A 22,371-nucleotide genomic window follows, 5' to 3' on the forward strand; every position below is an offset into this window, starting at 1 on the left:
TCGCTATTCGCGAATGCCGAATAAACGGCAAAATTGGCATTCGAAACACATCCAGCTTCCATTCAAACTTGGCCAGTCACCCTTTCGATGGTTTCGCGAAAAGCCAACAACGGCGTTCAGTCCAGCTTGATCCCCAAATCCACCGCCAGCTTGATCCAGACGGGCACTTCGGCCTCCCAGTCTTTGCGCGTGTCGGCCAGGTTTTTGGGTTTGTTGGGGATGGCGAAGGTTTCGCGCAGCTTGGCGGCGCGTTCGGTGTTGGACCAGGCCACGGCTTCATCGGCCATGCGTTTGAGCACCGCTTCGGGCGTGCCCGCAGGGGCCACCAGGGGCAAGCCGCCTTCCAGCGTGACGAGTTTTTCGGTGTTGCCTTGCTCGGTCAGGGTGGGCACATCGGGCAGTTTGGGTGATCGGTAGCTGCCCGTCACGCCAATGGCACGCACGCCTCGGGTGGCCACGGTGTTGAAGGCCTGGAAACTGCCTACAGCGATTTGCAACTGGCCCGATGCCACATCGAGCCACATGGGCGCTTCGCCCCGGTAGTGCACCGACTGGATGCTGGTGCCTTGCTGGCGGTTGGTCTGGTCGGCCACCATGTGCGGGTAAGAACCCGGCGCATACGTGCCCATAGATGTGGGGTTCTTTTTGGCCCAGGCCACGAACTCGGCCATGTTCTTGGCGGGGATCTTGTCGGGGATGCCCACCACCAGCGGGCCGGAGGGGAACACGGTCACGGGCGTGAGGTCTTTGTCCAGGTTGTAGGGCAGCTTGGAATAAAGGATGCGGTTTTGCCAGTAAGTGCCTGAGGTGCTCATGCCAAAGGTGTAACCATCGGCGGGGGACTTGGCCACCGCGTCGATGCCGATGATGGCCCCCGCGCCGGGCTTGTTTTCGATGATGACGGGCACGCCCAATCGGGTGCTCAGGTAGTCACCATAGTTGCGCGCATAGGCATCGGTCAGGCCACCGGGCGGAAAGGCCACCACGATCTTGATCGGCTTGGCTGGCCACGGTGCGGCTTGGGCCTGGACCTGGCCCACGAAAACCATGCCGCTCAGGCAGGCGGCAAGGGTTGTGGAGGCCACCAGAGATTGGCGGCGTGGCGTTTTGGATGGCTGTGTCATGGCTGTCTCCCCAGAATTCAAGTGCGTCTTTACATGTCCAGTCTAGGGCTGCGGCGGTCGGCTTTGAATTGGGGTTTGAACCCATGACGCGCAAGAGACAACGGCCACACCAGGGCGACATAAAAAGCACCCGACTCGCTTTGTGCGACAATGCACCTCGCTGAGGCCTCCAGTTGCCCCAGCATCAGCACTTCTGCTGGGGCCTGACCCAGGCAACGCTCAAAACAAGCGCCTGCGGTTTCCATGCCCACCTTAAGACTTGTCGACCCACACTGGTCACTGCCAACAGCAGTTGATTGAGTCGATGCCTGCGCCGGACATGGCGCTCTGTAAAAATGAACTTTGAAGAATTGAATCTGGCCCCGGCCATCATGCAAGCTGTGCGCGAGCTCGGCTACGAAACCCCCACGCCCATCCAGGCCCAAGCCATTCCCGCCGTCCTGGCCGGACAAGACTTGTTGGCTGGCGCGCAAACCGGCACCGGCAAAACCGCCGCCTTCACGCTGCCCATGCTGCACAAGCTGAGCCTGACAGAGCCGGGCAAAAACCGCTTTGGCGGCAAAGCCATCCGTGCCTTGGTGCTCACGCCTACCCGCGAATTGGCCGCCCAGGTCGAAGAGTCGGTGCGCGACTACGGCAAATACCTCCAGCTCGACTCCACTGTGATCTTCGGTGGTGTGGGCATGAACCCGCAAATCAGCAAGATCAAAAAAGGCGTAGACATTCTGGTGGCCACACCGGGCCGTCTGCTGGACCTGCAGGGTCAGGGTTTCCTGGACCTGTCCACCGTTGAGATGCTGGTGCTCGACGAAGCCGACCGCATGTTGGACATGGGCTTCATCCACGACGTGAAAAAGGTGCTGGCCCTGGTGCCCAAAGAAAAGCAGAGCCTGCTGTTCTCGGCCACCTTCAGCGACGAAATCCGCGAGTTGGCGGGCAACCTGCTCAAGAATCCTCAGAGCATTCAGGTCACGCCCAGCAACACCACGGTGCAGCGCATCACGCAGGTGATCCACCCCGTGGGCCGCAGCAAGAAAAAAGACGTGTTGCTGCACATCATCCAGAAGCACGACTGGAGCCAGGTGCTGGTGTTCACCCGCACCAAGTTTGGTGCCAACAATGTGGCCGACTTCCTGACCAAAAATGGCGTGAAAGCCATGGCACTGCACGGCAACAAGAGCCAGACCGCCCGCACACAAGCGCTGGCCGGTTTCAAGAGCGGCGAGATCCGCGCTTTGGTGGCCACCGACATCGCGGCGCGCGGCATCGACATCGAAGACTTGCCACACGTCGTGAACTTTGAGATCCCGAACGTGTCGGAAGACTATGTGCACCGCATTGGCCGTACAGGCCGCGCGGGCGCGAGCGGCGAGGCCGTGAGCCTGGTCTGCTTGGACGAAGAAGGCTTCATGATGGACATCGAGCGCTTCACCAAGCAAGAGATTCCAGTTCAGTTGCTCGAAGGCTTTGGCCCTGAGCCAGGCGAAGTGGCCGAGCCCATCGCCATGGGTCGCCAGACTTTGTGGGGCGGCGCAGGCAAGCCGCCAAGCCGTGATGTGATGGCCGCAGCCGCCAAGGCCGCACGCCAGGACATGATGCAACGCATCCGCGACAACAAGGCTTCTGGCGGTGGTCAGGGACCGCGCCAGCCTCGCGCCGAAGGTCAGGGCCAGCCCCGCCCTTCGCGCAATGGTCCAGCGCCATCGCGCCGCAACAACCCCCAAGGCGAAGCCCGCTTTGAAGGCCAGGGCGAAGGTCGCCGTGAGGGCGCCGGCTTCCAGGGTGGTCGGGGCGATGCTCGCGGCGATGCACGCTTTGACAACCGTGGCGAAGGCCGCAACGGCCCACGCAACAACGGCCCACGCCCTGAAGGGCGTGGCCCCAATGCCAACCGGGGTGGTAGCCAAGGCGGTCAAGACCGCCGCCGCCAGGACAGCGATGAATTGCCACGCCACATTGACCCGCTGAAAACCACCCAGTTTGCCCGCCTGGACTTGCCCAACCGCAAGCCCGTTCGCACCAGCGGCCAGCCTGATCCCACACGCACCAGCATCGACAGCCTGGCCAGCGGCAACCGCCGTCATGGCGGTGGCAATGGTGGTGGTGGCCGTGGCTTTGGCGGCGGTGGCGGCGGCGGTGGCCGAGGCTTCGGTCGCTGATCCACGCGAATCCCCCCAAATGAGCCCGCTGATGCGGGCTTTTTTTGTGCAAACGGCTGCGGTTTGTGCTGCTGAAAATAGCTGCACTGAGGGGCGCTCGGTGAAGCAGCACACTGCCAACATCCTGCAGAGTTGGCCCAGCTTTGGCATGACTTTGGGCATGGCTGCTGCGCCTCATGTATGATCCGCCCGCCACTGCGACACCAACGCAGTGGCATTCGCTAGGGGTGTTGAGGACCGTGAAGTCTTCGACTGAGAAAGTCCCTTTGAACCTGATTGAGGTAATCCTCGCGCAGGGAAGCTAGTCCAAAGAACGGTGCCCCCTTCCGGGTGCGTCACGTTCGCAGCCAGCCGACCTGCCATAACGTTAAAGGAAAACGTCATGGCATTTTTTTCGCCCGACATCACCGCCCACGACCTGTGGATCGACATTGAGGCTGTTCGCACACAGTCGCCTCTGGTGCACAGCATCACCAACCTGGTGGTCATGAACCTGAACGCCAATGTGTTGCTGGCCGCAGGGGCATCGCCCGTCATGGCCCACGCCCACGAAGAAGTCAAAGCCATGGTCGGCATTGCGCAGTCGCTGGTGCTGAACATCGGCACGCTCGACCCGTATGGGGTGGACAGCATGAAAATCGCCCTGGCCGCGGCGCACCAGCGCGGCATCCCGACCGTGCTGGACCCTGTGGGTGCAGGCGCCACGCCTTACCGCAACCAGACCCTGAATGAATTGCTGAATGTGGCCAGCCCCAGCGTGATCCGGGGCAATGGCTCTGAAATCATGAGCACCGCCAACGCGGCCATTCAGACACGCGGCGTGGACAGCAGCGCCAGCGCCAACGATGCCTTGGGCGCAGCCCGGGCATTGACCGCCCGCACCCTGGGCACCGTGTGCGTGAGCGGCGAAACCGACCACATCTTGGACGCCCACCAGCGCTGGGCGCGCCTGTCCAACGGCCATGTCTGGATGACCAAAATCACTGGCGTGGGCTGCTCGGCTACCGCACTGATCGGCGCTTTTTGTGCCGTGCAAGCCGACGCCTGGCGTGCCACCACGGCGGCCATGGCGCTCATGAGCATCGCAGGCGAAGTGGCGGCAGAAAAAGCCCAGGCCTGCGGCCAGGGTGTGGGCAGCATGGCCGCCATGCTGCTGGACGAATTGCAGTTGCTGGATGATGCCACTTTCAAGGCCAGGCTGAAGCTGCAAACCGCTTCGCTCTGAACGAACGGTTGCCATCATGAAACACTGGAAGAGCGAAAGTCTTCGCCTCTATCTGGTCACCGACAACGCCCTGTCCAAAGGCCGTACCCTGACCGATGTGGTCACGGCGGCCGTGGCAGGTGGTGTGACCTGTGTACAGCTGCGCGAAAAAAACCTGTCTTCGCGGGATTTTCTGGCCCAGGCCTTGGCCATCCAGTCCGTGCTGGCCAACACCCAGGTGCCCTTGGTCATCAACGACCGCATCGACATCGCGCTGGCTTGCGGGGCCGACGGTGTGCACCTGGGCCAAAGTGATTTACCGGTGGCGCAAGCCAGGCGACTTTTGCCTGCGCATGTGTTCATCGGCTGGTCGGTCGAAACACTGGCCGATGTGGCGCGTGCCCACAGCTTGCCGGTGGACTATCTGGGCGTGAGCCCCGTATTTGCAACCCCCACCAAAACCGACACCCAAACCCCCTGGGGGCTGGACGGTTTGCGTCTGGCCAGACAAGCCACCGCCTTGCCGCTGGTGGCCATTGGCGGCATCCACATGGGCAATGCCCACGAGGTGTTGCAAGCCGGTGCCGATGGACTGGCCGTGGTCAGCGCCATTTGCTCAGCCGACGACCCGCGCCACGCCGCCGCCCAGTTGCAGGCCTTGAGCCAAGCCCATTTTCAGGAGGTCCATTGACCATGCGCACCCCGACCTTGACCCACGAATACCCGCGCGTGTTGTCCATTGCCGGATCGGACAGCGGCGGCGGCGCAGGCATCCAGGCCGATCTGAAAACCTTTGCCGCTTTAGGCTGCTACGGCATGACCGCCATCACGGCCTTGACGGCTCAAAACACCCAGGGGGTTCGGTCCATTCAGGGCACAACGCCGGCCATGCTGCTCGATCAGATTGACGCTGTGGTCGAAGACATTGGCGTGCATGCCGTCAAGATCGGCATGCTGCACTCGGCAGACATCGTGCAAGCCGTGACGCAGGCCATCGACAAGCACCAACTGAGCCGCATCGTGCTCGATCCGGTCATGGTGGCCACGAGTGGTGCCGTGCTCATCAGCGATGACGCTGTGGCCGAGCTGGTCAACCAGCTGTTTGGCAAGGCCGCCCTCATCACGCCCAACCTGGACGAAGCCGCCTTGCTGGTCGGCCACCCGCTGCTCAACGAAGCCGACATCGAAGCGGCCGCCCGGCAACTGCTGGACCAAGGCGCGCCAGCTGTCTTGCTCAAAGGCGGGCACCTGGCGGGGGATGTGGTCAGCGACTTGTTCATGACCCGCCATGGCCAATCCTTCTGGTTGCGCGCTCCGCGCATTGCCAGCCCCAACACCCACGGCACGGGCTGCACCTTGTCATCGGCCATTGCAGCCCACCTGGCCTTGGGCGACTCGCTGCCAGACGCCGTGCGTGCCGGACACGCCTTTGTGCGTATCGCCCTGGCAGCAGGTGCCAGCGTCCGCACTGGCGCAGGCAGCGGCCCGCTGAACCACGGCGCAGCCCCGCGCCCCATGCAACTGTTACCCCTCTGAATGGAGACACCCCATGTCCAAGCACTCTCTTTCCAAAGACTCACTGGCGCCGGTTGCGGCCGTCGAACGCGTGTTCACAGGCGTCTCGCACGCCTCGCTCTGGTTCAGCCTGGGCGTGGGCCTGCTGGTCATGCAAGTGGGCGCTTATCTGGTGCCTGCCATGGGTACGCAAGACGCCATGCTGGCCATCGTGATGGGCTCCTTGCTGGGCTCGGGCTGGCTTGCCTGGGTTGCCAAAATCGCTTGCGACAGTGGCCTGTCGAGCGCGGGCCTGATCCACCGGGTTTATGGCCCGTCGTTTGCCCGACTGCCGGTGTTGCTCAACATCGTGCAGCTCATCGGCTGGACCACGTTCGAGCTGGTGATCATGCGTGATGGCACCCACGCCATCACCCAAAAAGCCTTTGGCATGGATCTCTCGCCCCTGTGGACCACGGTGCTGTGGGGCGGCGTGCTGACCTTGCTGATGACGGGCTCCATGCTCACCCTCGTGCGCCGCTTTGTCAGCCGCGTGGGCCTGCCGCTGGTGATCTTGTCCCTGCTGTGGCTGAGCTGGCATTTTGTGGGCCTTGCACAGCAACAGGGCTGGGCTGCCTTCATGGCCCGCCCGGGCAATGGCTCGATGGGCATGCTGTCCGCCATGGATCTGGTGATGGCCATGCCCGTGTCCTGGCTACCCCTGGTGGCGGACTATGCGCGGCATGGGCGCACCGGAGCCAGCACTTTGCGTGGCACCTGGCTCGGCTATGCCTTGGCCAATGTCTGGTGCTACGCCCTCGGTGTGCTGGTGGCCAGCGTGTCTGAGCCAGGCACCGATCTGGTCACGGCCTTGCTGCTGGCGCAAGGTGGATTGCTGGCCCTGGGTTTGATCTTGCTGGACGAATTCGACAACGCCTATGGTGATGTGTATTCGGGCGCGATGTCGTCGCGCAGCTTGCATGCCAGCTGGTCTTTGCGCCGCTGGGGGGTCACCATCGCGGTCTTGTGTACCGCATTGGCCCTGGTCTTGCCCATGCACAGTCTGGAGCCTTTCTTGCTGATGCTCAGCTCGATTTTTGTGCCGCTTTATGGCGTCATCCTGGGCAGACTGGGCACGACATCTGCCCCAACCGGCACGACGGCCAAAGGCATGAATGTACCGGCCGCTGCCATCTGGTTTGTGGGCATTGCGGTGTTTCACGCATCCGCCCACTGGACCCCTCAATGGGGCTCGGCCATTCCGAGCCTGATCGTCACCTTCGCATTGGCCTTGGCCACGCGTTCTTCCAACCCAGAAGCTTCCCCCCAATGAAAACGTTCAACACTTTCCGCGCCTGCCACATCGCCAGCGCTGTGGCCCTGCTGGTGCTGGGCCACGCCCATGCGCAAAACACCACAGAAATCACCATCACCGACACCGCCCCCTCACAGGTGAGCGGCTTTGGCGATGTGCCGCTGCGCAAAGCACCTTTCAGCGCCGTCAGTTTTGACCGCCAGACGCTGCAAGACATCGGCGCGCAACGCGTCTCGGACGCCCTGCGCTTGGATGCCAGCGTGAGCGACAGCTACAACTCGCCCGCTTATTGGGACATGCTGAGTGTGCGGGGCTACACGCTGGACAACCGCTACAACTACCGCCGCGAAGGCCTGCCGATTTCCGCCGAAACCATGATCCCCATGGACAACAAGGAGCGCATTGAGCTGTTCAAAGGCACCAGCGGCATCCAGGCGGGCACCAGTGCACCGGGAGGGCTGGTCAACTACGTGGTCAAGCGCCCACCGACCGCGGCCAACGACACCATTCGCAGCGTGAGCGCCAGCTACGGCCCAGGCAAGAGCAGCAGCGTGGCACTCGACCTGGGCGGTCGCCTGGGCGAAAACAAGGATGTGGGCTACCGCTTCAATGCGGCCTATGAAGACCTCGACCCCTACATCCAGAACACCCAAGGGCACCACCACTTGCTGGCCCTGGCCATGGACTGGCGCATCACGCCTGACAGCAAGCTGGAGTGGGAGTTTGAAAAAAGCGAACGTCAGCAGATGGGGGTGAATGCCTACAGCGTGCTGGCCAACCCCAACGATCCTTATGGCGTACCGTCTTTGCCAGCCACCGTGGACGGCAAACTCAACATCACACGCCAGCCCTGGTCTGTGCCCGGAGCCTTTGCCAGCCAAACGGGCAGTGTGCGCTTCAAGCAAAACCTGTCAGACGGCTGGCTGTGGACCACGCAATACGGCGGACAGCGCCTGAAAACGGACGACCGCTTGAGTTTTGCCCTGGGCCACAACTGCTATGGGGTACTCGATACCTCAACCGGCGCCACCAAGCTGTGCGACCGCTTTACATCGGATGGACGATTTGAGCTGGCCGATTTCCGCAGCAACGATGAGCGGCGACTGGTGGATGCCTTGCAAACCGAAGTGGCTGGCCAAACCCGCTGGGGCAAAACCACACATCACCTGGCCCTTTCTCTGACCCGGCAGCGGCAACTCGACAGGCTGCCTGCCCTGCAAGCTTGGAATTCTGCTGGCGAAGGCAGCATCTACGGTGGAGGCACCAGCCAAGCGGCCCCCAAACCCGAGTACCCCAACACCAACAAGAGTGAATACAGCACAGAAATTGCCGTCAAAGATCGCATGGCGTTGAGTGCAACAACGGCCGTCTGGGCAGGACTGCGCTACACGTCCTATAGCCGCAGCAGTGAGCAAAACGGGATCTGTGATCCTGTCACTTACGTGTGCACACCCGCCGCAGGCACCAACCCAATCAGCAGCAAAGGCAACATCACCACCCCATGGATCGGCCTGACACAGCAAATGGGGCAGCACATGGTGTTCGTGTCGCATGGGCATGGCATTGAACTGCTGGCGGTCCCGAACACACCCGGCTACACCAACGCAGGCCAGTTGCTTGACGTGGCACGCAGCAAGCAAACTGAAGTGGGCATCCGCAGCTTGACCACGGCTGACCGCGCCACACCATGGAGCTGGAATGCCAGCGTGTTCCAAATCGAACGCCCCTTGACTTATGACGTTGCAGATGGCAGTTTGCTCAAACGAGTCAGCGACGGTCAGCAAATCCATCAAGGGATGGATGCAGGTGTTCAGTGGCGCTCAGCGGCTTGGTCACTCCAGGCACAAGGGCAATGGCTCCATGCACGCATCTCTGCTGCGACCCTCAACACCGCATTGAACGGTCAAACGCCAGTCAACGTCCCCACCATGACCCTGCGCGCTCTGGCCCAATACCGCTTTGCAAACATCCCCGGCCTGCGCACCAGCTTGCGCGTGAACCACGAAGGCCAGCGCCGCGTACTGGAAGACGGCAGCCTCAATCTACCCAGCTGGACCAGCGCAGATTTGGCAGCCCATTACGACACCCGCATCGACGGCACACGCACGCAATGGACGATGGCCATCGACAACCTGGCTGATCGCGATTACTGGCGTGAATCCCCCAAACAATTTGGCCACTACTATCTGTACCCCGGCGCGCCACGCACCCTGCGAATTGCCGTAAAAGCCAGCTTCTGAAACTCATGCTGCTTTTTTCTGAAATTGCACGCTCCACCCTCAAAAGTGGCCTGTAAATGACGCTATAATTACGCCTATTCCTCAATAGCTCAGTCGGTAGAGCGCCGGACTGTTAATCCGTAGGTCCCTGGTTCGAGCCCAGGTTGAGGAGCCAGAAAAATACAAGCCCTTGCAGCAATGCAAGGGCTTTTTTTTCGCCTGCGCTGTCACAGGTTTCATCAAATGCTTGGCTGCAATTGCGTGCAATCTGTCGGCACGAACAGGCCTCTTGGTGCCCAGGTCATTGCCGTCTAGCGGCATTCTTCTGCACACGATGTGGGCCCACCTCCTAGCGCACTCTAGGGCGTCTTCAGGCCGCCTCTTAAATTCACTGAATTCCGGTGGAATTTTGTTAAATTTGCCATAAATATAGTAATATTGGCATCCAAATGCGCTTAATGCATAAAATCAACAAATAATCAATCTTTTCCATGGAACTCATTGCTGTTGCCTTGCTGGGGCTGGGAATCTGGCTCGGCCAAACGCCTGCGCCTGAAAAAATCACTGAACGCATCATCTTGCTGCCCTCAGCCGATGGCGCACGCAGTGCGATCATCGTTCATGGTCTGAAGGGTGATCGGCTGATGGATGTACCGTATGCCAGTTTGGAAGTCACACCCTCGGGCTCATTCACCGATGCGTCGCTGACTGAAACTGCAGTGCGCGATCGTTACACCAGCTTGCTGGATGCGCAAGCGCCACGCCCGCGCAGTTTTCTGCTCTACTTTGTCACAGGCTCGGACAATAAGCTGACGGCTGAATCTCAGCAAACATTGACGGGCTTGCAAGACTTTTTGCAATCGCGCCCCGCCCCGGAAGTCACCTTGATCGGCCACACCGACCGCTCGGGCAGTGCAGCCATCAATGATGCCTTGTCACTCAAGCGCGCACAGGCTGTGCGCGATTTGATCCGGCAGTCGGGCATCTCAACCGACAAAGTGCCCGTTTATGGCAGAGGGTCGAGGGAACCCATTGCATCCGGCGCGCAAGAAGGCCTGAACCGGCGCGTTGAGATCCATGTGCGCTAAGAACTGGAGTTGCGCATGAACTTCCTCAAACGATTGCTGACCTCCGGAAAAGGCCGACCTGTTGCGATCGGCATTTTGCTGTGGACATTGCTGATCAACACCCTGACTGAACTGCCACCCACTTGGCAAAACCTGCCTTGGCCAGTCGAAAAAGTGGTCGATGCCGTGGGATCGCCTTTCACTACGGGCCGCAATCTCCTGTTCGATGGTTATCAAAAAGAGCACACCCGAAAACAACAATCGCAACCGGTGACGATTGTTGCGATTGACGAAAAGAGTTTGCAGGAACTGGGCCAATGGCCCTGGCCCAGATACCGCCTTGCAAAACTGCTGGACGCCATCGCTGTGCACAAACCTGCCGCTGTGGGGCTGGACATTTACATGCCCGAAGCAGACCAGACTTCGCCGGACAAGGTTGCTTTGGGACTGGGGCCGGAACACAAAGCCCTGGCGCAGCAACTGAAACAGTTACCGCCCAATGATGTGCGACTGAGTGAGGCGCTCAGACGCACCCCATCGGTTTTGAGCGCTGCAGGCTTTGATTTCAAGGCCTTCACCACCACCGAAGGCATGCGCACCTGGCCAATAACGCTTGAAGGCGACGACACATTGCCTGTGTTTGTCCGCCGCTTTGACCAAGTGTTGGCCAGTCTGCCGCAATTGCAAGCCGCTGCCAGCGGTCAAGCGATGGTCAGCGTGGACCTGGAAAACGGAGTGGTTCGCCACATCCCCTTGGTCATGAACCTGTCAGATCAGCCGGTGTCCACTTTGGCCATCGAAATGCTGCGGGTGGCCACCCAATCCCCCTCAGTCAAAGTCAAACTCAGTCCGGCAGGAGTGAGCGCTGTTGAAGTGGCAGACTTGTCTGTGCCCACGCTGGCCAAGGGTGACATACGCCTGCACTTTGCCAAACATGCCGACATGGCTTCTCGCCATGTCTCGGCCGCAGATGTGCTCAGCGGCAAAGTTGATCCTGAGATGTTGAATGGCAAATTGGTCTTGCTGGGCCTCACAGGCGCAGGCCTGAACGACATGCGAACCAACGCCCTTGGCGAAACCGTTCCCGGCATCGAAATTCAAGCCCAAGTGATTGAATCACTGTTCGATGGCCGCATCCTCATGCGCCCCCAGTGGCTTAAATGGGCCGAATCTGGGGCTTTGCTGTTTATCGGTGGCCTGCTGATTTGGTACATACCGCGCCCCCGCTCTGCCTTCGCACTGTACCTGCGCAAAGTACCCCAGGCTGGCTTGTGGCTGACCCTGGGCACCAACGCATTGATTGCAGCCATTGGCCTACAAGTCTTCATCAGAACCGCTTACCTCTTCGATGCCGCCTCTTTCTTTCTGGTGCTCGGCGGGGTCATGGGGTCCTTGGTTTCTTCATCCTTGGCCGATATGGACATACGTAAAAAGGCCAAACAATTGGCACAGCAAGAACAAGCTTTGCAAGAAGCCCGTTTGGCAGGTGCGCGTGAGCCACGCCAAGCACTCAATATTGCGGCTGCCCCTGCGCCGTGAGCCGCTTGAACAGATTGGAGACAAGCATGAAAAACCCAAGCATCTGGCTGCTTTGGCTCTGCTGCGCTGCCTCAGTTCAGGCTGCAGAGTCCGCAGGCACTGTCAAAACCCTCAAAGGGACTGCACACATCGAACGCGGCAAAGCCCGCATAGAAGTGGCCGTGGGCACATCTTTGCAGACGCAGGACCGATTGCACAGCGGACCTGCCAGCGGTGTCGGCATCACGCTTCGCGACAGCACCTTGCTGACCGTCGGCGCAAACTCCATGATCGAGCTGAACAAATACGCATTTGACCGCAGCACCAATGCAGGCCAGATGGACGCCTCGATCAAGCGCGGCACCTTGGCCGTGGTCTCTGGCCAGATAGCCAAGAACAACCCCAACGAAGTGGTCTTTCGCACCAACACCGTCACCCTGGGCGTTCGGGGCACGGAGTTCATCATTGACGTGGGTGAGGAAGCCCCGCGCTGAGCACCGCAGCGCAATGGGCTGTCTTGGGCATCTTCAACGCCGATCCGTCCAAAAGTCGCCTGTCACAAAGAACGATGAGCTGGCGTGGATGGCCTTCATCAGACCCAACTTGTTGCTTTTCGGCGGTGTGGCTAAAAGTGTGGCTGATTGCCAATAAATGCAGTGGAATGTGCCGTGGAAATTAAGGGGCAATCAGGGGGCAATTTGAGGGGGCATTCCCGGAAAGAAAAACGGGTCACGCCCTTGTGAGGCGTAACCCGTTGATTTAATTAGGAATAAATGGTCGGCGTGGCGGGATTCGAACTCGCTACCCCTTGCACCCCATGCAAGTTTTGTATTTTTTGTATTGCCTCATACATCAACCAAAACTTTAAAAATAATCATTTAAAATCAATGACTTATAAAGCTAAAGCCGAAAAATATTGTCCATCTGATTCCATCAAGATACACTGAGAGCCTGTAAAAACAGGGGGGCAATCAGGGGGGCAATTTCCCCATGCCTCAAACACATGGCAAAGATCACCACCAAAGCACTGGAAGCCCTTAAGCACTCAGACCACGGCAAACGACTGGCAGACGGTGACCGCATGTTTGGCATCGTCCGGGCGGTCAAAAACGATCCTGAGGCTGTATCAGTTGATTTTGAGTGGCGTTACAACTTCGGGGGCAAAGTCCGACAGGTACGCATTGGCACATGGCCACGAATGACACTCAAAGCCCTGCGCGATGAACGCGATGCGCTCAAGGGAAAACTCAAAGATGGCATAGACCCGCTTGCCGAAAAAGAAGCCGACCGCCTGAAACAACAGGCCGACCAGATCGAGGCCAAGCAAACTCAGATCACCCGCCTGCAAGAACTCGCGGCCAAAGACGCCAGAATGACCGTCCGGGGCTTGTTTGAGTTATGGCAAAGCACAGACCTGAAGAAGCGCCAAGATGGAGGAAGTGAGGCGCTCAGAGCATTTGAGGCTGACGTTTTCCCGCTCATTGGTGACGTGGCAGCGGCTGACGTGACCAAGGCGCACATTCAGCGAATCATTGACACCATGTTGGCCCGTGGCGTCAAACGCATGACCGAGCGGGTATTCAGCGACCTGCGCCAGCTTTTCGGCTTTGCATTGGATCGCGACCACATCGAGGCCGACCCGACCGCACGAATCAAAAAGCACAAGATCGGCGGCAGCGTGGAGCGTGATCGGGTTTTGTCTGAGGCTGAACTGATCGAGTTTTTCAATCGCCTACCTGAATCGGGTTTGGTGGCGTCATCCCAATGCGCCCTGACCATCCAGCTTGCAACCATCACCCGCATCGGTGAAGTCTTGGGCGCACGGTGGGAGCATGTTGATTTTGAGCGGCGCATCTGGACACTGCCTGAGACCAAGAACGGCAAGCGGCACACGGTCAACCTCAATGACCTGGCCCTGAAGCAATTCGAAGCCCTGCGCCAGCACACCGGACTGACAGAATGGGTTTTCCCAGCATCGAGGTTGAACGGCCCGGTTTGCCCCAAAACCGTCACCAAGCAGGTGGCAGACAGGCAGCGCGGCGATGATGATCCCATGAGCGGCCGCAGCAAGCAGACCGATTCGCTGGCGCTGTCAGGCGGGCAATGGCGACCGCACGACCTCAGGCGCACCGGGGCCACCCTCATGGCTGAATTGGGCGTTTTGCCTGACGTGATCGAGCGATGCCTGAACCACACCGAACAAACCAAAGTAAAGCGCATCTATCAACGGGCGCAATATGAAGCCCCTATGCGCGAAGCGTGGAAGCGATTGGGAGATCGCTTAATCTTGTTGACCAACAAGCTTGATAACGTTGTAGTCCTCCTGAATCCGTGACCCGGCAATAAATCAGATTCTCCTGTTCTGATTTTCCCCAAACACCGCCACTTTCTTCGTGACACGCGCATTTCAATCAATATCCCGAGCTGTTTTCGCGCGTGTTTTCGCCCGCTCTCGACTGCCATGGGATGCATCTTCAAATTTGGCTTGCACCCATCCCCGCCGCTTTCATGCAGCTGCGTTTTCTGACCCCTCCATGGTGTTGCCGGTAACGACCCGGCTACGCGCCCCGCAACTGCCCGTAATGCAGCGCAAACACCTCAAACGCCCCATCGTTGCGCCCCAAGCCCAGCACCAGCTGACCGGCATGGCTGATCATGCGTGCGGCCTTGCCCATCAACTCCTGGAGCACCGTTTTGATGCGCCTTCTCTTGGCCTTGTGGCGCACCGGCGAGCCCGGCTCGTTCAACGTGTGCTGGCCAATCAAGCGCAGCAAATTCATCGCCACCGCAGCCAACTGGCACACCAAATAGTTGGTGTCGAATTTGCCCGAGGGCAAACGCTCCAAATCCATGTCACTCTTGAACTCCGAATGAAACTGCTCATGCGTGGCGTGATCACAGTACAGCTCTATCACTTGCAGGGGCTTGAAGCTGGCATCCAACGTGGTCGTCCAGCCCTCCAGCACGTACTCGGGCAAGAGCAGAGGCTGGCCGTGCTTGTTGATGGTGCGCTCAGTCAATCGATAAATGCGCCGCGCAGGGCATTTCTCAGAGCCCACTCGCTCGAGTTCCAGCGCCTCTTGCCACACGCAAAAGCGCTTGCCTTCGCGCTCCAGGCACCATTGCACCGTGGGGTCTGCGCTCCTTTTGGCGGCGATGGCCTCCACGGGTGTGGTGCGCGGGTTCCACTTGATGATGAAAGCCATCGCGTGCTTGCGCTCATTGGCTTGCGCGGTGATGGCTTGCATCAGCTTGAGCGAACAAAAGCCCGAATCGGCGCGCACCAACAAAGGGGTGTCCACCAAGCTCGCTGCCATGGGCAAGACGCGCTCAAGGTTGTACTCGCTCTCGTTGGCCGAGTGCTGGGTGCCAGGGCGCAAAGCCAGCTCCAGACAATAGCCCTCAGTGCCCAGATAGGCGGCCAAAGGGCAATAGCCATCAACCCCCGCGTAGGTGCGCCCCACCAGCTCTTTGCTGGTGCCGCTGTTGTCCATGGCAAAAGTGTCGATGTCCAGCGGCGTGTAGCCGCAGGGCAGCTGTCCGAAGTCAATCGGCTTGCCGTTGATGCGGCCACTCAGCAGCGCGGTATTGAGCTGCATTGCCAGATCAAACCAGTTGGCTGCATGGGCATTCATGCGCTGGCGCAGCGTGGGGCTCGAAGGCACGGTTTGCAGGCCCAGCGAGCGCTTGAAAAAGGCATCGGTGCGAAAGCCTTCGATGGTGTCGAAATCGTTCTTGCCCAGGCACAGCAAGCCCAGGTAGGAGCGCAAGATGCAGCTGTTGGCAACGCCCGAGCGAACGGGGAATTTGGGGTCGACGAGGGCGCTGAAGTTGATGCGCTTGAGATATTGACCGACAAGGGCCAGACCGGCATGGGAGCTGAGGTCGTAGGGGAGTTTCTTGATAATGAAATCGGTCATGGGAAGGATCACCTGCGGGGTGAAGAGTACCTGATGACTAAGCGCTTGATTTCAATGGGGAAACGTCACTATCTCAGAGCTCAACTCACGGATTCAGGGTCCTCAGAAAGACCATATTTTGAGTAGGGCTAAACAATAAATATTTGTTGGTCTGTGAACCAATCGTTTGGCGTAGCGCGATCAACGGGTTGGCCGTCTATTTACAGCCCAAAATTGACCTCTATGATTGCCACGGGACTCTACAAAAGTCCCGTTAAGTTCACAGAAAAAAGAAAGGGAACCACTGACATGGCTCCCTTTCCGATTCAAGATGATCTCGAACCCGCCTCCTAAGCGTGGGTTCATTGTAGGTCGTTTTGCATCCTGTGGGAAATGGTAATCCAATGAAGGATCAACAAAATGAATGAAGCGATTCAACCCCCAGCCGCCCTTTTGGGCAGAAGTAAAGTTCAAGAACGAACCACACTGAGCCGTTCAAGTCTGTACGCCATGATCGCCCGTGGTGACTTTCCCGCCCCCGTGAAGATCAGCGGTCGGCGCGTGGCATGGCCCGAAGCAACTGTTAACGAGTGGATTCAATCGCGCATTGATTCCTCACCCACGATCTAAACAGGGGCGTAAACATGAATACCAGCACTATGACCTTCGGGTCAGGAATAGCCACGCCCAAAACCAGCAAACTCGCAACCATCCTTCAATTGTTTTTGCAGGGGTTAAGCCTGAACAGATTTGAAGCTGAGCGGCATCACGACCATTGTTTGCACAGCACCGTCAGCACCTTGCAGAACGGGCATGGCATTCTGATTGCCCGCGAGCATGAGTCGGTCCCTTGCAAGCAAGGCGCGGAAATGACAAGGGTTTGCAGATACCGCATAGACCCGCATCCTGACAACATCAAACGAGCGCGTGACCTACTGGTGAAGCTGGAGCGCACAACATGAGCGGGGCCGCTTTTCTGAAGCTGAAAAAGCTGACAGGCAGCGGCATCATAGGCAAGGCGGCACGCCATAACAGGCGTGTCATTCAGGCTGAGTTGGGCGCATCAGGACCAATTGACGTGACTCGCTCACACCTGAACATCACTCTCATGGGGCCGTCAACAGCCGATGAAGTCGCCAAACTGGCCAAAGCCAAGATGATGGCAGCAGGTATCACCAAGGACCGGAAAAATGGGGTCATGGGCGTGGAGTTGGTTTTCAGTTTGCCGACAGATCACACGCATGACGTGACTACTTATTTCACTGCCTCCGCCCAATGGGCTGGCGCACAGTTTGGAGGCATGGACAACATCGTGAGCGTGGACATTCACCGCGATGAAGCCCAAGACCATGCCCATGTTTTGCTTGTCCCATTGTTTGAGGGCCGCTTACGTGGGTCCGATGCGGTCGGCAACAAACGAAAGCTGAGCGAACTACAAACCAACTTTTACAACGCTGTGGCGGCGGGGTTTGGATTCAGCAAACCAAGGGCGCGACTGAGCGGCAACAATAAAGCACAGATCACCCGGCAGGTACTGGACAGGCTGCGTCAAGACCCAGTGGCAAAGTCGGCTGCGTGGGCGGTCATACGTGACAGCGTGGAGCGTGACCCCCAGCCCTATGCGCTGGCGCTGGGCATCACCATTACCGTGACCCCAAACAAACCCGCGAAGACCATGAGGCAGATTTTCACTGGCAATGGCAAGGGGCCGCGAAAAGAAAAACCTATAGGGTTTCAAACTGGAAAGCCCTATAGGGTTTCAGGGGGTGCCGATTTGCAAACCCTAGGTCACTGTAGGGAATCGATTTCCAAACAACAGAGCAAGGCACCAGAAGCGCCAGCACCTCAAAGCACAATGGGGGGGACGGTGAATACGAAACAGCATGAAGCCGAACAGCCTGGACGGCAAGCGGCTGAGTTGGGCCAGATCGTTAGGATTCGTGAGTGTGATTTTCCAGCTGGTAGCTACGACCCGGACACTGGCGATTTCTATCCCCAAATACCAGCACGAAAATCAGCGAAAGCCGAAGCTGATCACTGGGTGAGGGAGGCACTTCATGGAGCCCACGGCTAGTCCTGAACTATGTGAGCAAGGACGGGGATGAAGGAATCAGATCATTCATCTTCGTCTTAGGCTCGGCGCAACATTGAATTTAGCGATCAAGCCCAAATGCTACGAAAATTTTCGAGTGAGCCCGATGATCGCTGCGATAAGAAAAAAACCGCCCCACATTTTGAACAGCGCTCGCTCACCAGCAAAATGCAATACCAGACCGCTCAGAACCATAAACAAGATTGCCGGACCAGATAGCCCAGAATCTCCATCATCCAAGATGTTTCCAGCGCGATCAATTTGCGCCTGAACTGCTACGCTATTCAAAGCTATCGCCAAGTGGATCAATAATTTCTTCATAGATCGAGCAATGTATCGACTCAGGGTGGTTTTTCTCGTGGTGTAACTTATTCGACCTCGATGGTCGCTGGGCAAAAGCCACCTCGAATGGTCACCCAAAATTTGTCAAAGCCCGTTGTGTACTCGCACTTTACGATTTGCTGACCTGTAACGGAGGTTGCGTATTCCATGCGCCCAGTATGTGTGGCCATCATGGCAAAGACCGCACCAGAAAACGTCATTGCCAAGAGCGATATCACAGCACTGCGTTTGATCCGATTCATCGCTAAAAAATCGCTGGTTGACTGTTCTGCGGATTTGTTCTGCAAAGAATTTTCATTTTGATAAATCATTTTGATTTTTCCCAATTTCTCTATTAAAGCGCTGAATTAATGTCTCTGGTGCTTGTGGCGGTTTGCAATCCAGTTCGGTGATGCGATATGACCCCATCACTTTGTTATCTAAGGTCAGGTACAGTGAGTTAAGCCCCTTCAGCCCTGAGGGAAAGAGGCCACTCATTTTGCCGTCACACAGTTCTGAGGCCATCAATTCTTTCAAGCCAGATATAACCTTGGGGTAGTTGGCTCTGGACGAATGAGGTGAATCGATCTTGTAGACATAAAAAACTTCGTTGTTGTGGCTGTCCGCTGAGATAGCAGTTGTCATACTATCGATGCGCTTGGGTAATTTTGCTTTTAGTGCCTCCGCCATTTCTTGCGCAACACCAGCATGCGATAGGGTTGTAAACATTGCCATTACGAGGGCTGAGATGTATTTCATCAATGTAATTCCACTCAATTCGTTGGGCCGTTTCACTGCGGCTTACAGTCATCCTTTGAGATCGCATAACCGAAGAGCATCGTGCCATCTTTTGCAAAATACACGGCCCGGAGATAGCGAAGCCCAGCAGGAAACAAACCGCTCATCTGGCCCTTGCAAAGTTCTTCAACCATTAGACTTTTCATGCCCTCTGCAAAGATTTTTTTCTTCGCCTCGCTGTGAGTTGATACGTCTACACCGTAGGTGTACCAAAGCTCGTCCCCTTTCGCTTTAACGCTCAATAGCGTGGTCATGAAGTCGAGTTTTTTTGGAAGATATGGCTTGACTGCTTTTTCTACATCGTCCGCCACGCCTGCGTATGACAAAGTAGCAAATGATGCGAGAGCAATGACTACTACTGATACGACACGTTTCATTTCGCCCCCAAGTCTTGCATGTTCATATTTCATGCTCATTTCGTTTTCCCTTCCATCAGGCGTTTGATATTTTCTGTGGTGCCAGCGGGTGGATGAGCGCAATCGTTTTTTGTGATGCTGAAGTTAAACATCAATTTGTCATCTTTGGAAAAGTACCCGGCGTGGTATCCGATCAACCCTGAAGCAAACCAACTGCTTACCTTGCCGTTGCACAGCTCTTCAGTCATCAGTCCCTTAAGTCCATCACCGATAGCTTTGTTGTTAGCTCCGTTGTCAGCGGGAGTATTGACCTTGAAGATGAAATACACAGCGTTGTTTTTTGCTCCAACGTTTACAAGCGTGGTCATGCCGTCAATCTTTTGTGGCAGGTAAGGTTTGTTCTTGTCTGCAATTTCTTCTGCAATACCAGCATTTGTCACAGTTGCGATTACTGAGAGCCCGAGGGTCGCGATACGTTTCACTGACTTTCCATGTTTTATTGGTTGCCGTCTTGAAGGTACTTTTTGAACCGACCGCCCGTGGTCGTATCAAAGATCCAAAATGCAAATGAAAAAGCAACTTCTGAAGTACCGGGCCGTGTTTACGTCTAACGGTCAAAGTTGGGTACTTACTTTTTTGTTGAACTATAAAGTATTAGATAACGTTGCGTTGCCAATAGGTAACTTTTTGTTGACAAAAAGTTGCAGCGTTATCTTGTCCACAGCAAACATCTTCAGCAAGGGCGGTTGCTGGGTCGCCTAGGAAACGTAAATAGGGGGGCAATCAGGGGGGCAATTTGAGGGTTCAGATCCGGAAAGAAAAACGGGTCACAGCCTTGTGAGCTGTAACCCGTTGATTTCATTACGAATAAATGGTCGGCGTGGCGGGATTCGAACTCGCGACCCCTTGCACCCCATGCAAGTGCGCTACCAGGCTGCGCTACACGCCGACAAGCTTCAAATTATAGACTGAAAAGCCGGCCTCAAAGAGTTAGCAAAGTGCGAATTTCGAAAAGTTCATGGCGGATGGCCGGGTAGTCCGCTCGGTTCTTGTTCAAGGGGAATGACTCAAAGGAAGGAAAGCCAGTTGTCATGGACTCCTTGAACGATGGCACCAGTTGGTCTGCGGGCTGCGGCTGCATCAGCTCAGGGGGCATCATCAAGCGATCCGCCTGCACCTGCTCCTGTAGTTTGTTGCGCGCACCGCTGATGGTGAAACCCTGGTCATAGAGCAAATCACGAATACGCCGGATCATCAACACTTCGTGGTGCTGGTAATAACGCCGGTTGCCACGGCGTTTGACAGGCCGTAATTGGGTGAACTCCTGCTCCCAATAGCGAAGCACATGCGGCTTGACCCCACACAACTCACCCACTTCACCGATGGTGAAGTAGCGCTTGGCTGGAATGGGTGGAAGTGAACTGTCCATGAATGACAACAAGTTACTGAAGGAACCTTGTAGCTTACTGCAACTTGATGTTCCGAGTCTGCACCCTGTGCATGTAATTGCGGGTTATTGCTGAGGCCTGATTTAATATGCATGCTTACAATTAAACCTGACTGACTTGGTAGGACACCCCATGAGTACGCACACTTATCACCCACCCGTCCTCGTCGCAGGCGGCGGCATCGGCGGCTTGGCAGCCGCTTTGGCTCTGGTGCGTCAAGGCTTTGCCGTCACCGTGCTGGAACAAGCCCCTGAAATCGGCGAGATCGGCGCGGGCATCCAAATTGGACCGAACGGGTTTCATGCATTTGACGCATTGGGCGTCGGTGACAAAGCCCGTGGCCGCGCCGTTTACACCGACTTCATGGTGATGCATGACGCGCTCGACGAGTACCAAGTCGGCAAGATCCCCACGGATGAAAAATTTCGCCAGCGTTTTGGCAACCCTTATGCGGTGATCCACCGGGCCGATGTGCATTTGTCCTTGCTCGAAGCAGCGCAAGAAACCGGGCAAGTGCAATTTCACACCAGCACCCGCGTGGTGCGCATCGAGCAAGGCGAGCACAGCTTGACCGTGTGGGACCAAAACGGCAAAGCTTTCCAAGGCTGCGCCCTGATCGGGGCCGACGGCGTCAAATCGGTGGTGCGCGAGCAGTTTGTGGGCGACCCAGCCCGCGTCACGGGCCATGTGGTTTACCGCGCTGTGGTTGACAAAAAGGATTTTCCAGCCGACCTGCAATGGAACGCCGCAGCCATTTGGGTCGGCCCCAACTGCCACCTGGTGCACTACCCACTGCGTGGTGGCGAGCAATACAACGTGGTCGTGACATTCCACAGCCGCGAGCAAGAAGAATGGGGCGTCAAAGACGGCAGCAAAGAAGAAGTGCAAAGCTACTTCCAGGGCATTTGCCCCAAAGCCCGCCAATTGATCGACCTGCCCAAGACTTGGAAACGCTGGGCCACCGCCGACCGCGAGCCGATTGGCCAGTGGACTTATGGCCGCGTGACCTTGCTGGGCGACGCCGCCCACCCCACCACGCAGTACATGGCCCAAGGCGCCTGCATGGCCATGGAAGACGCCGTGACACTGGGCGAAGCCCTGCGCACACACCACAACGACTGGCCCAAGGCTTTGGACATGTACCAACGCGCCCGTGTGGCCCGCACGGCCCGCATTGTGCTGTCGAGCCGAGAGATGGGCCGCATCTACCACGCCAAGGGCGTCGAGCGCCTGGTGCGCAACGACCTGTGGCGTGGCCGCAGCCCCGAGCGCTTTTATGATGCGATGGCATGGCTGTACGGCTGGAACGTGGGCAACTGCCTCGACGCCGCACAGCACAACTGAATAGAACGAAGAC

General features: G+C 57.5%; 22 protein-coding genes, 2 tRNA genes and 1 riboswitch. Of the genes, 15 read left to right on the forward strand and 9 right to left on the reverse strand.

Features of this window, described 5'->3' with window-relative positions; translation table 11 throughout:
* Positions 1–116: 116 nt before the first annotated feature.
* Positions 117–1,124, reverse strand: a complete 1,008-nt coding sequence (locus AMM33_RS10550) for a Bug family tripartite tricarboxylate transporter substrate binding protein (protein ID WP_090141100.1) — start codon at positions 1,122–1,124, stop codon at positions 117–119.
* 335 nt (positions 1,125–1,459) lie between these two features.
* Here AMM33_RS10550 and AMM33_RS10560 point away from each other — a divergent pair, with 335 nt between their 5' ends.
* The 11 genes from AMM33_RS10560 to AMM33_RS10615 all read left to right on the forward strand — a co-directional run bounded on the left by AMM33_RS10560 (position 1,460) and on the right by AMM33_RS10615 (position 14,435).
* On the forward strand, positions 1,460–3,283 hold the full coding sequence (locus AMM33_RS10560; protein ID WP_090141104.1) for a DEAD/DEAH box helicase: 1,824 nt from the start codon (positions 1,460–1,462) through the stop codon (positions 3,281–3,283).
* Positions 3,284–3,496: 213 nt separating this feature from the next.
* Positions 3,497–3,599: riboswitch (TPP riboswitch) on the forward strand.
* Positions 3,600–3,665: 66 nt separating this feature from the next.
* The gene (gene thiM, locus AMM33_RS10570) at positions 3,666–4,508 is read left to right on the forward strand and encodes a hydroxyethylthiazole kinase (RefSeq protein WP_090141108.1); all 843 of its coding nucleotides are present in this window, start codon (positions 3,666–3,668) and stop codon (positions 4,506–4,508) included.
* A 16-nt stretch (positions 4,509–4,524) separates the two neighbouring features.
* Positions 4,525–5,178 carry a thiamine phosphate synthase gene (gene thiE, locus AMM33_RS10575; RefSeq protein ID WP_090141110.1) on the forward strand — a complete coding sequence of 218 codons (654 nt, stop codon included), beginning with the start codon at positions 4,525–4,527 and terminating at the stop codon, positions 5,176–5,178.
* A gap of 2 nt (positions 5,179–5,180) precedes the next feature.
* A complete protein-coding gene (thiD, locus tag AMM33_RS10580) occupies positions 5,181–6,023 on the forward strand; it encodes a bifunctional hydroxymethylpyrimidine kinase/phosphomethylpyrimidine kinase (protein WP_090141112.1) in 843 nt (280 codons plus the stop codon).
* A gap of 13 nt (positions 6,024–6,036) precedes the next feature.
* Positions 6,037–7,314 (forward strand): purine-cytosine permease family protein, encoded by a 1,278-nt coding sequence (locus tag AMM33_RS10585; RefSeq protein ID WP_090141321.1) that lies wholly within the window; start codon positions 6,037–6,039, stop codon positions 7,312–7,314.
* Positions 7,311–9,536 (forward strand): TonB-dependent siderophore receptor, encoded by a 2,226-nt coding sequence (locus tag AMM33_RS10590; protein WP_194945382.1) that lies wholly within the window; start codon positions 7,311–7,313, stop codon positions 9,534–9,536. Before AMM33_RS10585 ends, AMM33_RS10590 begins: the two co-directional genes overlap by 4 nt.
* Before the next feature lie 78 nt (positions 9,537–9,614).
* Positions 9,615–9,690 (forward strand) — tRNA-Asn (locus tag AMM33_RS10595).
* Between the two features lie 316 nt (positions 9,691–10,006).
* Entirely contained in the window at positions 10,007–10,603 is a 597-nt protein-coding gene (locus AMM33_RS10600; RefSeq protein WP_090141116.1) for an OmpA family protein, read from the forward strand.
* Positions 10,604–10,618: 15 nt separating this feature from the next.
* Entirely contained in the window at positions 10,619–12,121 is a 1,503-nt protein-coding gene (locus AMM33_RS10605) for a CHASE2 domain-containing protein (protein WP_090141119.1), read from the forward strand.
* Positions 12,122–12,147: 26 nt separating this feature from the next.
* Positions 12,148–12,594 carry a FecR family protein gene (locus tag AMM33_RS10610; RefSeq protein ID WP_090141122.1) on the forward strand — a complete coding sequence of 149 codons (447 nt, stop codon included), beginning with the start codon at positions 12,148–12,150 and terminating at the stop codon, positions 12,592–12,594.
* Between the two features lie 509 nt (positions 12,595–13,103).
* Positions 13,104–14,435, forward strand: coding sequence for a tyrosine-type recombinase/integrase (locus tag AMM33_RS10615; protein ID WP_090141124.1), 1,332 nt, complete (start codon positions 13,104–13,106; stop codon positions 14,433–14,435).
* A gap of 223 nt (positions 14,436–14,658) precedes the next feature.
* On the opposite strand, the gene AMM33_RS10620 is transcribed toward AMM33_RS10615, so the two are convergent.
* Positions 14,659–16,020, reverse strand: a complete 1,362-nt coding sequence (locus AMM33_RS10620) for an IS1380 family transposase (protein ID WP_090141125.1) — start codon at positions 16,018–16,020, stop codon at positions 14,659–14,661.
* Positions 16,021–16,419: 399 nt separating this feature from the next.
* On the opposite strand from AMM33_RS10620, the gene AMM33_RS22725 reads away from it, so the two are divergent.
* The 3 genes from AMM33_RS22725 to AMM33_RS10635 are packed head-to-tail and all read left to right on the forward strand — an operon-like array spanning position 16,420 to position 18,073.
* On the forward strand, positions 16,420–16,629 hold the full coding sequence (locus tag AMM33_RS22725) for a helix-turn-helix transcriptional regulator (protein ID WP_090141126.1): 210 nt from the start codon (positions 16,420–16,422) through the stop codon (positions 16,627–16,629).
* Positions 16,630–16,643: 14 nt separating this feature from the next.
* A complete protein-coding gene (locus AMM33_RS10630) occupies positions 16,644–16,961 on the forward strand; it encodes a hypothetical protein (RefSeq protein ID WP_090141128.1) in 318 nt (105 codons plus the stop codon).
* On the forward strand, positions 16,958–18,073 hold the full coding sequence (locus AMM33_RS10635) for a plasmid recombination protein (RefSeq protein ID WP_090141130.1): 1,116 nt from the start codon (positions 16,958–16,960) through the stop codon (positions 18,071–18,073). The genes AMM33_RS10630 and AMM33_RS10635 overlap by 4 nt, the downstream gene beginning before the upstream one ends.
* A 99-nt stretch (positions 18,074–18,172) precedes the next feature.
* On the opposite strand, the gene AMM33_RS10640 is transcribed toward AMM33_RS10635, so the two are convergent.
* The 7 genes from AMM33_RS10640 to AMM33_RS10670 form a co-directional block, all read right to left on the reverse strand.
* On the reverse strand, positions 18,173–18,412 hold the full coding sequence (locus AMM33_RS10640) for a hypothetical protein (RefSeq protein WP_090141132.1): 240 nt from the start codon (positions 18,410–18,412) through the stop codon (positions 18,173–18,175).
* Positions 18,413–18,459: 47 nt separating this feature from the next.
* Entirely contained in the window at positions 18,460–18,744 is a 285-nt protein-coding gene (locus AMM33_RS21950; protein ID WP_194945383.1) for a hypothetical protein, read from the reverse strand.
* Positions 18,728–19,171 carry a hypothetical protein gene (locus AMM33_RS10645; RefSeq protein WP_090141134.1) on the reverse strand — a complete coding sequence of 148 codons (444 nt, stop codon included), beginning with the start codon at positions 19,169–19,171 and terminating at the stop codon, positions 18,728–18,730. The genes AMM33_RS21950 and AMM33_RS10645 overlap by 17 nt, the downstream gene beginning before the upstream one ends.
* A gap of 32 nt (positions 19,172–19,203) precedes the next feature.
* Positions 19,204–19,626 (reverse strand): hypothetical protein, encoded by a 423-nt coding sequence (locus tag AMM33_RS10650; RefSeq protein ID WP_090141136.1) that lies wholly within the window; start codon positions 19,624–19,626, stop codon positions 19,204–19,206.
* Positions 19,623–20,048: a hypothetical protein gene (locus AMM33_RS10655; protein ID WP_090141138.1), complete on the reverse strand. Its 426-nt coding sequence runs from the start codon at positions 20,046–20,048 to the stop codon at positions 19,623–19,625. Before AMM33_RS10655 ends, AMM33_RS10650 begins: the two co-directional genes overlap by 4 nt.
* Before the next feature lie 390 nt (positions 20,049–20,438).
* Positions 20,439–20,515 (reverse strand) — tRNA-Pro (locus AMM33_RS10665).
* Between the two features lie 33 nt (positions 20,516–20,548).
* Positions 20,549–20,995 (reverse strand): MerR family transcriptional regulator, encoded by a 447-nt coding sequence (locus AMM33_RS10670; protein WP_090141141.1) that lies wholly within the window; start codon positions 20,993–20,995, stop codon positions 20,549–20,551.
* A gap of 151 nt (positions 20,996–21,146) precedes the next feature.
* Between AMM33_RS10670 and AMM33_RS10675 the strand changes: the two genes are divergently transcribed.
* Entirely contained in the window at positions 21,147–22,358 is a 1,212-nt protein-coding gene (locus AMM33_RS10675; protein ID WP_090141144.1) for a 3-hydroxybenzoate 6-monooxygenase, read from the forward strand.
* The last annotated feature ends 13 nt before the right edge of the window (positions 22,359–22,371 follow it).

The sequence above is a fragment of the Limnohabitans sp. DM1 genome (assembly GCF_001269385.1).
Classification (GTDB): Bacteria; Pseudomonadota; Gammaproteobacteria; order Burkholderiales; family Burkholderiaceae_C; genus Limnohabitans_A.

What these genes read in the sequence shown, in the direction of transcription:
- AMM33_RS10560 (WP_090141104.1), top strand. Translation starts at nt 1,460, where the DNA reads ATGAACTTTGAAGAATTGAATCTGGCCCCGGCCATCATGCAAGCTGTG.
- AMM33_RS22725 (WP_090141126.1), top strand. Translation starts at nt 16,420, where the DNA reads ATGAATGAAGCGATTCAACCCCCAGCCGCCCTTTTGGGCAGAAGTAAA.
- AMM33_RS10630 (WP_090141128.1), top strand. Translation starts at nt 16,644, where the DNA reads ATGAATACCAGCACTATGACCTTCGGGTCAGGAATAGCCACGCCCAAA.
- AMM33_RS10620 (WP_090141125.1), bottom strand. Translation starts at nt 16,020, where the DNA reads ATGACCGATTTCATTATCAAGAAACTCCCCTACGACCTCAGCTCCCAT.
- AMM33_RS10670 (WP_090141141.1), bottom strand. Translation starts at nt 20,995, where the DNA reads ATGGACAGTTCACTTCCACCCATTCCAGCCAAGCGCTACTTCACCATC.
- thiE (WP_090141110.1), top strand. Translation starts at nt 4,525, where the DNA reads ATGAAACACTGGAAGAGCGAAAGTCTTCGCCTCTATCTGGTCACCGAC.
- AMM33_RS10675 (WP_090141144.1), top strand. Translation starts at nt 21,147, where the DNA reads ATGAGTACGCACACTTATCACCCACCCGTCCTCGTCGCAGGCGGCGGC.
- AMM33_RS10610 (WP_090141122.1), top strand. Translation starts at nt 12,148, where the DNA reads ATGAAAAACCCAAGCATCTGGCTGCTTTGGCTCTGCTGCGCTGCCTCA.
- AMM33_RS21950 (WP_194945383.1), bottom strand. Translation starts at nt 18,744, where the DNA reads ATGATTTATCAAAATGAAAATTCTTTGCAGAACAAATCCGCAGAACAG.
- thiD (WP_090141112.1), top strand. Translation starts at nt 5,181, where the DNA reads ATGCGCACCCCGACCTTGACCCACGAATACCCGCGCGTGTTGTCCATT.
- AMM33_RS10615 (WP_090141124.1), top strand. Translation starts at nt 13,104, where the DNA reads ATGGCAAAGATCACCACCAAAGCACTGGAAGCCCTTAAGCACTCAGAC.
- AMM33_RS10645 (WP_090141134.1), bottom strand. Translation starts at nt 19,171, where the DNA reads ATGAAATACATCTCAGCCCTCGTAATGGCAATGTTTACAACCCTATCG.
- AMM33_RS10585 (WP_090141321.1), top strand. Translation starts at nt 6,037, where the DNA reads ATGTCCAAGCACTCTCTTTCCAAAGACTCACTGGCGCCGGTTGCGGCC.
- AMM33_RS10550 (WP_090141100.1), bottom strand. Translation starts at nt 1,124, where the DNA reads ATGACACAGCCATCCAAAACGCCACGCCGCCAATCTCTGGTGGCCTCC.
- AMM33_RS10590 (WP_194945382.1), top strand. Translation starts at nt 7,311, where the DNA reads ATGAAAACGTTCAACACTTTCCGCGCCTGCCACATCGCCAGCGCTGTG.
- AMM33_RS10605 (WP_090141119.1), top strand. Translation starts at nt 10,619, where the DNA reads ATGAACTTCCTCAAACGATTGCTGACCTCCGGAAAAGGCCGACCTGTT.
- AMM33_RS10650 (WP_090141136.1), bottom strand. Translation starts at nt 19,626, where the DNA reads ATGAGCATGAAATATGAACATGCAAGACTTGGGGGCGAAATGAAACGT.
- AMM33_RS10600 (WP_090141116.1), top strand. Translation starts at nt 10,007, where the DNA reads ATGGAACTCATTGCTGTTGCCTTGCTGGGGCTGGGAATCTGGCTCGGC.
- thiM (WP_090141108.1), top strand. Translation starts at nt 3,666, where the DNA reads ATGGCATTTTTTTCGCCCGACATCACCGCCCACGACCTGTGGATCGAC.
- AMM33_RS10635 (WP_090141130.1), top strand. Translation starts at nt 16,958, where the DNA reads ATGAGCGGGGCCGCTTTTCTGAAGCTGAAAAAGCTGACAGGCAGCGGC.
- AMM33_RS10640 (WP_090141132.1), bottom strand. Translation starts at nt 18,412, where the DNA reads ATGAAGAAATTATTGATCCACTTGGCGATAGCTTTGAATAGCGTAGCA.